Source organism: Bradyrhizobium sp. USDA 4449 (assembly GCF_054056275.1).
Genome location: NZ_JBSRYD010000001.1, coordinates 4,944,763 through 4,957,032, shown reverse-complemented (window position 1 = coordinate 4,957,032; position 12,270 = coordinate 4,944,763). Strand labels below are relative to the sequence as shown.

The 12,270-nt window shown below is 65.0% G+C and carries 13 protein-coding genes; 8 read left to right on the top strand and 5 right to left on the bottom strand.

Annotated elements, in window-relative coordinates; genetic code table 11:
• Window positions 1-140 precede the first annotated feature (140 nt).
• Together ACVIIW_RS23030 and ACVIIW_RS23025 are read right to left on the bottom strand one after the other, a co-directional pair.
• Entirely contained in the window at window positions 141-1,403 is a 1,263-nt protein-coding gene (locus tag ACVIIW_RS23030) for an extracellular solute-binding protein (RefSeq protein ID WP_456702821.1), read from the bottom strand.
• Window positions 1,400-2,326 carry an N-acetylmuramic acid 6-phosphate etherase gene (locus ACVIIW_RS23025; protein ID WP_456702820.1) on the bottom strand — a complete coding sequence of 309 codons (927 nt, stop codon included), beginning with the start codon at window positions 2,324-2,326 and terminating at the stop codon, window positions 1,400-1,402. The genes ACVIIW_RS23030 and ACVIIW_RS23025 overlap by 4 nt, the downstream gene beginning before the upstream one ends.
• A 93-nt stretch (window positions 2,327-2,419) precedes the next feature.
• On the opposite strand from ACVIIW_RS23025, the gene ACVIIW_RS23020 reads away from it, so the two are divergent.
• The 8 genes from ACVIIW_RS23020 to ACVIIW_RS22985 all read left to right on the top strand — a co-directional run bounded on the left by ACVIIW_RS23020 (window position 2,420) and on the right by ACVIIW_RS22985 (window position 10,585).
• On the top strand, window positions 2,420-3,304 hold the full coding sequence (locus tag ACVIIW_RS23020) for a BadF/BadG/BcrA/BcrD ATPase family protein (RefSeq protein WP_456702819.1): 885 nt from the start codon (window positions 2,420-2,422) through the stop codon (window positions 3,302-3,304).
• Window positions 3,295-4,050, top strand: coding sequence for a GntR family transcriptional regulator (locus ACVIIW_RS23015; protein ID WP_456702818.1), 756 nt, complete (start codon window positions 3,295-3,297; stop codon window positions 4,048-4,050). The genes ACVIIW_RS23020 and ACVIIW_RS23015 overlap by 10 nt, the downstream gene beginning before the upstream one ends.
• On the top strand, window positions 4,047-5,072 hold the full coding sequence (locus ACVIIW_RS23010; RefSeq protein WP_456702817.1) for an SIS domain-containing protein: 1,026 nt from the start codon (window positions 4,047-4,049) through the stop codon (window positions 5,070-5,072). The genes ACVIIW_RS23015 and ACVIIW_RS23010 overlap by 4 nt, the downstream gene beginning before the upstream one ends.
• Window positions 5,072-6,211 (top strand): N-acetylglucosamine-6-phosphate deacetylase, encoded by a 1,140-nt coding sequence (nagA, locus tag ACVIIW_RS23005; RefSeq protein ID WP_456702816.1) that lies wholly within the window; start codon window positions 5,072-5,074, stop codon window positions 6,209-6,211. The genes ACVIIW_RS23010 and nagA overlap by 1 nt, the downstream gene beginning before the upstream one ends.
• Before the next feature lie 44 nt (window positions 6,212-6,255).
• On the top strand, window positions 6,256-7,353 hold the full coding sequence (locus tag ACVIIW_RS23000) for a Gfo/Idh/MocA family protein (RefSeq protein WP_456702815.1): 1,098 nt from the start codon (window positions 6,256-6,258) through the stop codon (window positions 7,351-7,353).
• A 238-nt stretch (window positions 7,354-7,591) separates the two neighbouring features.
• The gene (locus ACVIIW_RS22995; protein WP_456705236.1) at window positions 7,592-9,418 is read left to right on the top strand and encodes a potassium transporter Kup; all 1,827 of its coding nucleotides are present in this window, start codon (window positions 7,592-7,594) and stop codon (window positions 9,416-9,418) included.
• Between the two features lie 82 nt (window positions 9,419-9,500).
• Window positions 9,501-9,797: a hypothetical protein gene (locus ACVIIW_RS22990; RefSeq protein WP_092226563.1), complete on the top strand. Its 297-nt coding sequence runs from the start codon at window positions 9,501-9,503 to the stop codon at window positions 9,795-9,797.
• A 65-nt stretch (window positions 9,798-9,862) separates the two neighbouring features.
• On the top strand, window positions 9,863-10,585 hold the full coding sequence (locus ACVIIW_RS22985) for a DUF72 domain-containing protein (RefSeq protein ID WP_456702814.1): 723 nt from the start codon (window positions 9,863-9,865) through the stop codon (window positions 10,583-10,585).
• A gap of 2 nt (window positions 10,586-10,587) precedes the next feature.
• Here ACVIIW_RS22985 and ACVIIW_RS22980 read toward each other — a convergent pair whose 3' ends face one another.
• Genes ACVIIW_RS22980 through ACVIIW_RS22970 form a run of 3 tightly spaced genes read right to left on the bottom strand, consistent with a single transcriptional unit; the run spans window position 10,588 to window position 12,133 of the window.
• Window positions 10,588-10,761, bottom strand: a complete 174-nt coding sequence (locus ACVIIW_RS22980; RefSeq protein WP_456702813.1) for a hypothetical protein — start codon at window positions 10,759-10,761, stop codon at window positions 10,588-10,590.
• A 19-nt stretch (window positions 10,762-10,780) separates the two neighbouring features.
• Window positions 10,781-11,857, bottom strand: a complete 1,077-nt coding sequence (locus tag ACVIIW_RS22975) for a flavodoxin family protein (protein WP_456702812.1) — start codon at window positions 11,855-11,857, stop codon at window positions 10,781-10,783.
• Between the two features lie 57 nt (window positions 11,858-11,914).
• The gene (locus ACVIIW_RS22970; RefSeq protein ID WP_456702811.1) at window positions 11,915-12,133 is read right to left on the bottom strand and encodes a hypothetical protein; all 219 of its coding nucleotides are present in this window, start codon (window positions 12,131-12,133) and stop codon (window positions 11,915-11,917) included.
• Window positions 12,134-12,270 lie beyond the last annotated feature (137 nt).

Genomic DNA, 12,270 nt, shown 5'->3' with positions numbered 1-12,270 from the left:
CGGAAAAGATTGAACCTACCGTGCGCTATCGTCCCTCTCCGCGCTTGAGGCTTGCGCCATGGGCTCGCGGCGGGTGCAGCAACTATCGAACCAAACGAGAAAAATCCCTCTCCCCGCCAAAGCGGAGAGAGGGACTGGTATCACTTGGCGGGCTTGTACCACTTGTCGAGGCCATCCTGCAGTTGCTTGCCGGCGGCCTCGGGCGTCAGCTTGCCGTTGACGACCTGCGCCGAAACGTTCCAAAGCTCGTTTTCCAGATTCGGCGTGCCGCGCGACAGGATCTGATACGAGTTGCGGATCGTCGACTTGCAGGTCTGACGCCATCCGACCATCGTCGCCGCGACGTCGTCGTCGACCTTCACCGGAGTCTTGGCGAGGGGGAAGAAGCCTGGAAGCGCATTGGCGTAGATCGTCGCGAATTCCGGCGTGGTCAGCCATTCCAGGAACTTCTTGGCGTCGTCCTTGTTCTTCGACGCTGCGTTGACGCCCATCGCGATGTCGGTGTGATCGGAAATGTAGCAATCCGTCGTGCCGGCCGGCTGCGGCGGCGGGAATGCACCCATGGCGAACTTCGCCTGTCCGCGGAACGTCGAGATGTCCCACGAGCCAGCCGCATAGATCGCGCCCTTGCCGAGCGAGAACAGGTTCTGACTGTCAGCATAGGTCTGCGCCTGAAAGCCCGACCCGAGATAGGGCGCCCAGCTTGCGATCTCCTTGAAGGCCGCGATGTATTGCGGATCCGTCAGCTTCTCCTTGCCCGCAATCAGGTTGGCGCGACCGGTCTCGCCCTTCCAATAGTCGGGACCGATGTTCTGGAATCCCATGGTCGCGGCCTCCCACTGGTCCGCCGTGCCCATCACCAGCGGGACATAGGTCCCGTCCTTCTTCAGCTTGTCGAGCACGGCGTGGAATTCCTCGAGCGTCTTCGGCTCGGACACGCCGACCTTGGCGAAGGCTTCCTTGTTGTAGATGAACCCCGCGATGACGGACGCGATCGGCACGCAAAAGGTGGTTTTGCCGTCATCGGTTTGCCATGCGGCCTTCGCGACATCGGAGAAATTGTCCATGCCATTGAGGCCGTCGACCGCGTCGAGCTGATGCTTCTGATAGAGCGCGAGCGAGGCGTCGAACGGACGGCATGTGATGAGGTCGCCGGCGGTGCCGCCATCGAGCCGCGCGTTGAGGGCGGCGTTGTATTCCTTGGGCGCCGATGGCGCGAACTCGATCTTGATGTCGGGATAATGCTTATTGAAGGCGGGAATGATCTTCGAGTTCCAGATGTCGGCATCGTCGTTGCGCCAGCTCTCGATCTTCAACGAGCCTGCCTGGGCCGACGCAAGCCCCGCAAGCAACGCCAACGCGGCAACCTCAGCTCCCATTGCAGCCTTGAATGTCCGTCTCATGCTACGCTCCCTTGTTCGGGTTTTCGCCCGTGATTCCATTGACGCAACGCTTCGTCGATCCGACCTTCCGCAACAGCGAGCCGCCCGACGGCTTCGCTCATGCTGACGATACCGCAGGCAATCAGGATTGCCGGCTTGACCTCGCCGCCGGCCTGCCGCAGCGCCGCTTCCGCCTTGGCATCGCTGACGCCGGCGATTGTTGCGACGATCCCCCGCGCCCGTTCGCGCAATTTGGCATTGTCGGCCTTCAGGTTGACCATGAGGCCCTGGTGGATGTGTCCCAACTCGAATCCCATCAGCGATGAGAGCATGCCGAGCGCGGCCTTTTGCGCTGCGCCGGCCGCAAGCCGGGTCGAGCCGCGCAGCGCCTCCTCCCCGCTTTCGAGCAGAATCGACACGTCGGCACCGACGAGCAAGGGTGAACCTAGGCGATGCGCGATCGCGACCACGAAAGCGCCGCGGCGACGCGCCGCGGCGGCGGCTGCGACGGTGAACGGCGTCGAGCCGCTCGCCGATACGACAATCACGGCATCCCGAGAGAGATCGCCGAGCGCGGTCATAGCCCGCTCGCCGGCTGCGGCATCGTCCTCCGCGGCGCCATCAATGCGGAACGGCTCGGCGATGCCGCCGGGCAGAACAATTGCGATACGGCTCTGCTCGAGGCCGAAGGTACCGGGAAGCTCGGCGGCATCTTCGGCGGCCGCAAGACCGGAGGAGCCTGCGCCCGCATAGACCAGACGCCCGCCTGCTCGCCAGATCGCAGCAAGGCGAAGCGCGGCGGCGCGGATGTCGCCGGTGGCAGCGGTCACGGAAGCGATCGCCCGACGGTAGGATGCGAGCATCGCCTCAGCGAACAGCGCCTCGGCGCCGGTCGTACCGCCGCGCCCCTCCCCGTCCGCCTTCGAGCTCCGCAGTACCGACATCGTGAATACCAATGGTAGATACCTCTTGTATTTGTTTTAGCCACGTGACATACCTCTTGTCTAGAGGCGTTAAGAAATTTTTTAGGAGGCTCCTTGGCGACGGCGACGGCCCAGTTCTTTCTCGGTGTGGACGGCGGCGGGACGCGCTGCCGCGCGAGACTGCGGGATTCGTCGGGCCGCGAGCTCGGGCATGGCCTCGGGCCGGCTTCGAACATCTATCTCGATTTCGACGAGGCCATGCGCGTCGTCCGCGAAACGATGGACTCCGCAATTGCTGCCGGCGCGCCAAGGCACGAGATCGCCGTCGGGCTCAGCCTTGCCGGGCTTTCGGATGACAAGGAAGCAGAGCGCGTCTCCGCCGCCCTGCCCGGTTTTGCGCGCATCGTCGCGGTCAATGATGCGGTCGCAGCCTGCGTCGGCGCCAATGGCCTCGGTGACGGCGGCCTGATCATCGCGGGCACCGGCTCGGCGGGCATCGCGCGCGTCGGAGCTCGAACGGCCATCATCGGCGGCCGCGGTTTCTGGCTCGGCGACGACGGATCTGCCGCGCGCCTCGGCGAGTCGGCGCTGCGCGCGACGCTGCGGGCGATCGATGGCCTCGAGCCGATGAGCGGGCTTGCGCAGGCGCTCGGGCGCCATTTCGGTGACGATCCATTGCGGATGAGCCGCTGGGCAGCGGACGCGAGGCCCAGAGACTACGGCGCCTTCGCGCCCCAGATCCTGGACGTCGCCAGGTCAGGGGATATGCGCGCGCGTGAAATCGTCGGCGAAGCAGCCAGCGCGATTGCAGCGCTCGCGAACGCGCTGAGCGCCCTCGGCGCCGAGCGCATCGCGCTTGCCGGCGGCTTCGGCGAGCCCTTGCGTCCCTTTTTGCCGCCTGATGTGGCCAAGCGCCTCGCTCCGCCGCGGCGCGACGCGGTCGACGGCGCGATCCTGCTCGCCGGCGGAACGCTCCCGGAGGACGCGGCATGTCCCTGACGGTCGAAACCGCGCCGGGCCAGAAACTCTATCGTGCCGTGGTCGACGCGCTTCGGCGCGAGATCGAGACGGGACGCTTCGCGGAGACGCAATTGCTTCCGGCCGAGCGCATATTGTGCGATCTGCTCGACGTGTCGCGAACCACGCTGCGCAAGGCGATTGCCGATCTGATCGCCGAGGGCGTGCTGTTTCACCGCCATGGCGCCGGCACTTTCATCCATCGCGCGACCCCGCGCGTCGAGCAGCCCTCGTCGCGCCTGACGAGCTTCACGGAAGACATGCGGCTGCGCGGATTGGAGGCGAGTTCGCGCGAGCTCGAACGCGGGGTGTTCCTGCCGACGCCGGAAGAGGCCATGATGCTTGGCGTGCGGCCGAACGAACGCGTATTCCGGCTCGGGCGCCTGCGCCTGGCCGACGGTTCGCCGATGGCGATCGAACGCGCCGCCGTGCCGATACGCTTTCTTCCCGAACAGAACTCCGTCGGCGGCTCGCTTTACGAGGCGCTCTCCGCGCGCGGCTTCAGGCCCGCGCGGGGCCTGCAGCGCTTGCGCGCGACCCTCGTTGATCGAGCGGATGCGGAATTGCTCGGGGTCGCACCGGACAGCCCCGCGCTCTATATCCAGCGCATCGCCTATCTCGCCGATGGATCCTGCGTCGAATTCACGAAATCCTGGTACCGCGCCGACGCCTACGACTTCGTCTCCGAGCTCACGCTGTCGCCGCCGGCCCGAAAGGCGCACCGATGACGACGCACATGCTTCAGGAGATCGGCGAGGCAGGCGATGCGGTCGCGCGCCAGCTGGGCCAGAATGCCGAGCGGCTCGCTGAGCTCGGGACGCGTCTGCGCGCCCTCGATCCGCCTGTCGTCACGACCATTGGCCGCGGCTCGTCCGACTGCTGCGCGCTCTATCTAAAATACCTCGTCGAGATCGTTTCGGGGGTGCCCTGTGCCTCCATCGGCCCCTCGATCGCGACGCTTTATCGCACGCCCATGCGGCTCGAAGGCGGCGTTTCCGTCGCGATCTCGCAATCGGGACGCAGCCCGGACATCATCGAAATGCAGCGCGCCGCGCGAAGTGGCGGTGCGCTGGCCGTCGCGCTGGTCAACGACGTGGCCTCACCGCTGGCGCAAGGGGCCGAAGTGCTGCTGCCATTGTGCGCCGGCACGGAACGTTCCGTCGCCGCGACCAAATCGATGGTGGCGGGCCTCGTCGCGGGCGCGAGCCTCGTCGCGGCCTGGCGCGAGGATCGGCTGCTCACAGACGCTCTCACCGGCCTGCCGGATGTGCTGCGCGGACAAGCGGCGCCGCCGCCCGCGGCGATGCTGGAACAACTCGCCAATGCGCGCAGCGCTTTCGTGCTGGGCCGCGGCGCCACGCTCGCGATCGCCGCGGAGGCGGCGCTGAAGCTCAAGGAAACCTGCGCGATTCATGCCGAGGCCTACTCCGCCGCCGAGGTGCTGCATGGCCCGGCTGAACTTGTGGCCTCAGGCTTTCCCGTCATCGCCTTCGTGCCGTCGGACGCGGCGCGCGAAGGCATGCTGCCGACGCTCACGGCTCTCGCCGATGCCGGCGCCACGGTGATTGCAATCGAGGCGGGCGGCGGTGACGAGGCGCATCGCCTCGCCACGGCAAAGGTCGAGGCGACCCTGCTGGAGCCGATCGTCATGATCCACCGCTTCTACCGCCTTGTCGAGGCGCTTGCGCTTCGCCTCGGTCGCGATCCTGACCGCCCGCGCAATCTGCGCAAGGTGACGGAGACCGTCTGATGATCGTTCTGTCCGGCGCGCGAATTTTCGACGGCGAACGCTTTCTCGATGACCATGCCGTTGTCATCGAAGGCGAGCGCATCGCCGCAATCGTCCCTTACTCCGAGAGGCCTGACGGTGCCGTGCGCGATCTCGGCGGCGGCCTGCTTGCGCCCGGCTATATCGACGTCCAGGTCAATGGTGGCGGCGGGGTCCTGTTCAACGAGGATCCGACGCCCGAAGGCATCGCCCGCATCGCCGCCGCACATCGCAGATTCGGGACCGTCGGGCTGCTGCCGACGCTGGTCACCGATGCGCCGCAAGTGATGGCGTCGGCGATTGCCGCAACGCGCGAGGCACGGCATCTGACCCGGGCGACCCTCGGCATCCATCTGGAAGGGCCGTTCCTCGACCCGCGCCGCAAGGGCGCGCACGAGCTGAAATACATCCGCAGCCTCGAGGCCAGCGACGTCACGACGATCGCCAACGCGAATTGCGGCGCGGTCATGCTGACGCTCGCACCCAATCGGATCAGCGTGGAAAGCATCGCCGAACTCGCCGGGCACGGCGTGCTCGTCTCGCTCGGCCATTCGGAAGCGAGCTACGAGGAGGCGCGCGCCGCCGTCGGCGCGGGCGCGCGCGCGTTCACCCATTTGTTCAATGCGATGAGTGCGCCGGTCGGACGCGAGCCGGGTATGGTTGGTGCCGCGCTCGATCTCGACGAAGCGTTCGTCGGCATCATCGCCGATGGCCATCATGTCCACGCGGCGAACCTGCGCGTCGCCCTTGCCGCCAAGCGGCACGATCGGTTCATGTTGATCACCGACGCGATGCCGCCGGCCGCCGGTGGACCCGACAATTTCGATCTCCAGGGCCGCCGCGTGACGTGCGCAGACGGCTGCCTGCGCCTCGACGACGGAACGCTCGCCGGTTCGGTTCTGACAATGGACGGGGCCGTGCGCTATGCAGTCAATGTCGTGGGGCTCGATCTCGCCGATGCCCTCGCAATGGCGTCGCGCGTTCCGGCGACATTTCTGCGGCGTGAAACCGAGCTCGGCCGCATCGCGCCCGGATGTCTGGCGAGCCTCGTGCATCTCGGCGACGACTTGCGCGTGCTCCAAACCTGGATCGAGGGTAGCCCATCTGCTGGCAATTCCTGATTCACGGATCGACCTGGCATTGTTTCGACTGAAGGATTTGAGCCATGCCCTCGCCAACCGTTTCGACCGAACAGCGAGTTCGCGTTCTCGTCGTTGGCCTCGGCACCATGGGAACCAGCCACGCCCGCGCCTACAGAGCGATCGAAGGCTTCGAGCTCGCAGGCCTCTGCACCTCCCGTGCGGCCGAGCGCCACGACCTCGAGGGCGAGTTTCCCGGTGTGCCGCGTTTCGAACGATACGACGAGGCTCTCGCGACGCTGCGTCCGGATGCCGTCGCGATTTGTACCTACACCGAACATCACGCCGCCATGGCGCTTCAGGCTTTCGCGGCCGGCGCGCATGTGTTCTGCGAAAAGCCCCTCGCCGACACCCTGGTATCAGCCAGGCGCGTGGTCGACGCCGCGCGGACGAGCGGAAGGGCGCTGCTGATCGGCTACATCCTGCGCGTCCACCCGTCATGGTCGCGCTTCGTCGAGATCGGCCGTACGCTCGGAAAGCCGCTCGTCCTGCGCATGAACCTCAACCAGCAATCGGACGGCTCCTTCTGGGAGGTCCACAAGAAGCTCATGCTGTCGACTTCGCCGATCGTCGATTGCGGCGTCCACTATGTCGACATCATGTGCCAGGTGACGCGCGCGCGTCCTGTCATGGTCCATGCCGTCGGGGCGCGGCTCACGGACGAGATCGCGCCCGACATGCACAATTACGGCCATCTTCACATCGTGTTCGACGACGGATCGGTCGGCTGGTACGAGGTCGGCTGGGGACCGATGATGAGCGAGACCGCTCATTTCGTGAAGGACATCATCGGGCCGAACGGCAGCGTGTCGATCGTTGCGAAGGAGAGCACCGGGCCGGCTGCGAGTTCGGCGGACCACGACACCCATACCCAGACCAACGCGCTTCGTATTCATTACGCGGCTCGTAGCCCCGGGGGGCGTTTCGCAAGGCCTGACGAACTCCTCTCGACAGCCGACGAACCCCACCACCAGGAGCTCTGCGAGCGCGAGCAGCGGCTGTTTCTCGGGGCGATCCGCGGCGAGATCGACCTGTCCGAACATCACGAGGACGCGATCAACTCACTGCGCATCGTCTTTGCCGCGGACGAGAGCGTTCGCAGCGGTGAAGCCGTCCGCCTGTAGGTCGGCCGCACGTTGCACCGTGCACGATGGGAACTCCGCCAGTGAATCGGAACAATCCCGGCGGCGCGCGTTAACCGGTCATGCCCAGCGACCGATTCAATCCGGTGGATCACGACACAACATCCGAACGATCCCGTTCGGCCTGATGTCTAGCACCTCGACATCAGCTCTTTGCGCCAAAACCGGCGGGACCGGTTCCCCCCAAGCTCGCGTCGAACGATCGCCAAGTCCCTCCACGATCCTGCTTGCACTCGGGATCGTCTACGGCGATCTGGGCACGAGCCCCCTGTATACGTTGCAAACGATCAGGCAGATCATGGGCCAGGACTTCTCCGCGGAGGCAGCGCTCGGCTCGCTGTCGCTGATCATCTGGGCCCTGATCATCACCATCTCGATCAAATACGGCCTCTTCGTCATGCGCGCCGACAATCACGGCGAAGGTGGCATCCTGGCGCTGATGGCGATCACGGGGACACGCGGGTCGCGTCGAGGGCGCTGGTTGATCATGGCCGGGCTGTTCGGCGCCGCCTTGATCTACGGCGATGGCATCATCACGCCGGCCATCTCGGTCTTGAGTGCCGTCGAAGGCTTGAACGTGGCGACGTCGGTCTTCAAGCCGTACACGATGCCGATCGCGGTCGCGATCCTCACCGGGCTGTTCGCGCTCCAGAGCCGCGGCACGGCAATCGTCGGACGGGCATTCGGCCCGATCATGCTGCTCTGGTTTATCACGATGGGAGTGCTCGGGTTGCTGGGCATCGCCCGTCACGTCGGTGTACTGGCCGCACTCAACCCGAGCTACGGCATCAAGCTGCTCTTCGATCACGGCCGCGTCGGTTTCGCGCTGCTTGGCGGCGTGTTTCTCGCCCTGACCGGCGGCGAGGCGCTTTATGCTGACATGGGACATGTCGGCCGGGCCCCCATCAGGCTCGCCTGGTTCAGCATCGTGCTCCCGGGCCTGGTCCTGAACTATGCCGGGCAAGTCGGCAATTTCGTCGATGCGCCAAACAATGACGGCAATCCTTTCTTCCTGCTGGCGCCGGCCTGGGCGGTCTACCCGCTGGTCCTTCTTGCAACGCTGGCGACGATCATTGCGAGCCAGGCCATCATCACCGGCTCGTTCTCGATGACCAGGCAAGCCATGCAGCTCGGCTGGTTTCCGGGCGTCCAGATCTTCCAGACTTCCGCCGACCAATACGGTCAGATCTACGCTCCGTTCGTGAACTGGACCATGATGATCCTGACCATCGCGCTCACGATCGGATTTGGCAGCTCGGACCGTCTTGCGGGTGCGTACGGGACCGCCGTCTCCACCACCATGGTGCTCACCACGGTGCTCTTGTTCGCAGTCATGCACGCGCGCTGGCATTGGAGCATCTGGCGATCGATCGCCCTGGCCGGTGCCCTCGGCATCGTCGATCTGGCATTCTTGGGAGCCAACCTGCTCAAGATCCTGGACGGAGGATGGATACCCCTCGCCTTCGGTGCGCTGGTGTTTACCGCCATGCTCGTTTGGCACGACGGCGTCGCCAGGCTGCATCGCCGGAATGCCGCGCGCTCGGAGCCAATCGAAGCATTCATCACCCGGCTCGCCGAGGAAAATATCGCGCGGATCTCGGGGACCGGCGTGTTCCTGACGCGCCTTGGCACGGGGGTGCCGCCGATGATCGTCAATTACGTGAGACAGACCCGGTCGCTGCATCAGACCGTGATCGCCCTCACCGTCAGTTTCGAAGCCGTGCCGCGCATCAGCGCGCCCGATCGCGTCAAATGCGAGCAGCTCGGCGAAGGCGTGTGGCACATGATGGTCCGTTTCGGCTTCGTCGAGATTCCCGATCTTCCCTCCGTCATCGCACAGGCAAAACGCGAGGGGCTGCCCGCCTGGGAGCGGCCCACCTACTATGTCGAGCGATACGATCCGGTCAATCGCCCCGGCAGCTCACTGCTGTCGCGCTGGCGAACGAGCCTGTTCGGCTTCATGGTTCGCAATTCCGCACATGCCGTGGATCGGTTCCAGATGCCCAGCAATGCGCTGGTCGAACTCGGCCGCAGGATAGAGTTGTGATCGCGGACGGCTTCGTGGGCGCACGCAGCCGATGTCGGAACCAACCCCCTGATTCGTGCTTTAGGATTCCAGGAGGATCAACATGGCACGCACAGCAACCTGGAAGCGGCCCGGCTCGCCGATCGGCAAGAAGGGACCGCGCAAAGCAAACCCTTCGTACAAGCGTCGCTCGCGTCAGCCGTGGTCGACGGCCGACGTCAAGATGTTGCGGCAGCTCGCGAAGGGAAATACGCCCACCGGCGTCATGAGCATCAAGCTTCAGCGCCCGATCGCCGCGATCCGCAGCAAGGCGCAACGCGAAGGTATCTCGCTCAAGCCGGTCAATCGTTCGCCCTATAATCGCCGCGCGACCAAGGCTCGCGCGACCAAGCGGCGCTAACGGCCGAGGGCGTTGTTCGCAGGAGACTCGGCTCGATCGACCGCGACCAACAGCGGCTATCAGAGATGTCACGCGTACTGATCGGTACTTCCGGCTGGCACTACGATTCATGGCGCGGTCCCTTCTTTCCGGATGGCCTGCCTCTGAAAGAGCAGCTTCGCTACTATGCCAGCCGGTTCGAGACGACCGAGCTCAACGGCGTGTTCTACCGGACACCGACACCGCAAGCCGTGAAGGCATGGCGGGATCAGACGGATGAGGATTTTGTCTTCACCTGGAAGGCATCCAAATTCATCACGCATTGGAAGCGCCTGTCCGACGCCAGCGAAAACAGCCTCGCATTGCTGGAGGATCGCATCTCCTCTTTGGGCGGCAAAGCCGGACCGATCCTGTTTCAGTTGCCGCCCCGGTTCGAGGCAAATCCCGACAGGCTCGCATCGTTCTTCAAGCTGCTCACCAAGAAGCGCCGCTATAGCTTCGAATTTCGACACCCAAGCTGGTACCAACCCCGCATTCTCAGGATGCTCGCTGACCAGAACATCTCGCTCTGCCTGTCGGACCATCACGATGCACCGGCGCCCTGGAAGCGCACGGCAGATTTCGTCTATGTGCGCGGCCACGGGCCGGGCGGACGCTATTACGGCCACTATGGCCGCTCGACGCTGACGCAATGGGCGCGGCGCATCACATCCTGGAAGCGGCAAGGCTGCGACGTCTATGTCTATTTCGACAACGACCAGAAGAGCGCGGCCCCTGCCGATGCGCTGAAGCTCAAGGCGATGCTTTAGCGCTATGGGCCGCCGGCGACCGAGCCGACGATCACCATGACGAGGTCGGCCAAGTCGATCTTTCCGTTGACGATCAGCTCTTCCGCAGAGCCCTCGACCTTCAGCGCCTGCGGCCGGTTGGCCGCCTGACGCTTGAGCTCTCCGACGATGGCTTCCCTGAGCTTCTCTTCCAGCATTCGTCGTCCTTTCAGGCGGTCATTTCGGGGCCGGCTCTTCGAGACCGGCACCCGGTTCCAACAGCTGCCCGCTCCGGGCGAGCTTCACAGCGCGGCCAAGCGTCTTGGCTGCATTCAGCACCTCCTGCTGAAACGCACGATCTTCGTCCAGCTCCCGGTGAGAGGTCGCATATGGCTCCATGTAGCCGACGTAGCCGTCCATCTCACCGAAGCGGCCCGTGGAGATCAGATGCATGTCGGTCAGCCAGTCGGACAGCGTCCGGCGAACGCCCTCGGCGCCGACGCTGTCGCCGTGAACGATGAGGCCGAAATGGCGGCCGGCGAGATGACGCGGATAGGGCCAGCCCTTCAGCTCCAGCGCCTTTGCTTCGGCGGCCTTCTTGCCGTGCGTCGATGTCGGGTCCGGATTGCCGCCGTCGGCGCAGACCAGCCGATCCATCATCGCCTTGAGACCGCCCGGCGCGTGATACCAGTTCACCGGCGTCACGATCAGGATGCCATGCGCGGCAACCCAGAGCGGATAGATCTCGTTCATCCAGTCGCTGGTCTGGCCCAGCGAATAGTTCGGATAGCAACTGCACGGCCAGTGGCAGAGCGGCATGGCGGTGGAGACGCAGGATTTGCAGGGATGAATGTGCTTGCCGAACTCGGACGTCAGGCGGGAGAGATCGAGGATGTCGACGGCAAAGCCCATCTCGGTGAAAACCGGCTCGGCGAGCTTGACCATCCGCCACGTCTTGGACATCTCGCCGGGACAGGTGTGCTCGCTGCGCGCCGAGCCGTTGATGACGAGAATGCGCGGCGTCGCTCCGGCATCGTCGTGCCGCCGCTGCGCTTCGAGGACGGCATCGCGCGCGGCCAGCCAGTCGACGGCGAGATCGTAGTCGGGATCAGCAAAGCCTGCGCCCGCCTTGCGCGTCATCGGCGCCTTGCGCGAATGGCTATAGGCATCCCAGGCGGCGCCGACGATTGCGTCGAGTTCGTGAGCGAGCGGAGCGAAGGCAGGATCGACGAACTGGCTCTTGTAGCGGCTTTCGAATTCCTCACGCGACAGCTTGACGGGCGGCATCCCCTTGCGAACGTCTGGATCCGCCATGCTGGGTCCTCGATCGATTGGTCCGATCCGACCAACCCGAATTGCCGCGCGCGGTTCCTAAGCGTCCAAAGGTGCCTCTTGCCGGGCGATCTCCTGGGGACGATCGAACTGGGCGATGCGGCTGTCGAGCCGCCATAGCTCGATGCGGTGGACGAGGACGAGCGCAGCTGCTTCGCGCTTGGCTTGCTCGTCGTCACCGCAGACAAGATTGATGCAGCCGAACACATGCCCGTCCGGATCAATTTGAAAGGCGCGATAGTGTTTGACGCTCCGCATCATCATTCTCCCCATCTGGAGGTCAGGCGCCCGGGCTGATGTGACGTCAGTCGAAAGGCCCCGGACCGATGCAGCTTCGGGTGCGGCCGCGGGTTCCCGCATTTCCATAGGTTAACGCCGCGTGAATTTACGCGGTG

What these genes read in the sequence shown, in the direction of transcription:
- ACVIIW_RS23030 (WP_456702821.1), bottom strand. Translation starts at nt 1,403, where the DNA reads ATGAGACGGACATTCAAGGCTGCAATGGGAGCTGAGGTTGCCGCGTTG.
- ACVIIW_RS23025 (WP_456702820.1), bottom strand. Translation starts at nt 2,326, where the DNA reads ATGTCGGTACTGCGGAGCTCGAAGGCGGACGGGGAGGGGCGCGGCGGT.
- ACVIIW_RS23015 (WP_456702818.1), top strand. Translation starts at nt 3,295, where the DNA reads ATGTCCCTGACGGTCGAAACCGCGCCGGGCCAGAAACTCTATCGTGCC.
- ACVIIW_RS23010 (WP_456702817.1), top strand. Translation starts at nt 4,047, where the DNA reads ATGACGACGCACATGCTTCAGGAGATCGGCGAGGCAGGCGATGCGGTC.
- nagA (WP_456702816.1), top strand. Translation starts at nt 5,072, where the DNA reads ATGATCGTTCTGTCCGGCGCGCGAATTTTCGACGGCGAACGCTTTCTC.
- ACVIIW_RS23000 (WP_456702815.1), top strand. Translation starts at nt 6,256, where the DNA reads ATGCCCTCGCCAACCGTTTCGACCGAACAGCGAGTTCGCGTTCTCGTC.
- ACVIIW_RS22990 (WP_092226563.1), top strand. Translation starts at nt 9,501, where the DNA reads ATGGCACGCACAGCAACCTGGAAGCGGCCCGGCTCGCCGATCGGCAAG.
- ACVIIW_RS22985 (WP_456702814.1), top strand. Translation starts at nt 9,863, where the DNA reads ATGTCACGCGTACTGATCGGTACTTCCGGCTGGCACTACGATTCATGG.
- ACVIIW_RS22980 (WP_456702813.1), bottom strand. Translation starts at nt 10,761, where the DNA reads ATGCTGGAAGAGAAGCTCAGGGAAGCCATCGTCGGAGAGCTCAAGCGT.
- ACVIIW_RS22975 (WP_456702812.1), bottom strand. Translation starts at nt 11,857, where the DNA reads ATGGCGGATCCAGACGTTCGCAAGGGGATGCCGCCCGTCAAGCTGTCG.
- ACVIIW_RS22970 (WP_456702811.1), bottom strand. Translation starts at nt 12,133, where the DNA reads ATGCGGAGCGTCAAACACTATCGCGCCTTTCAAATTGATCCGGACGGG.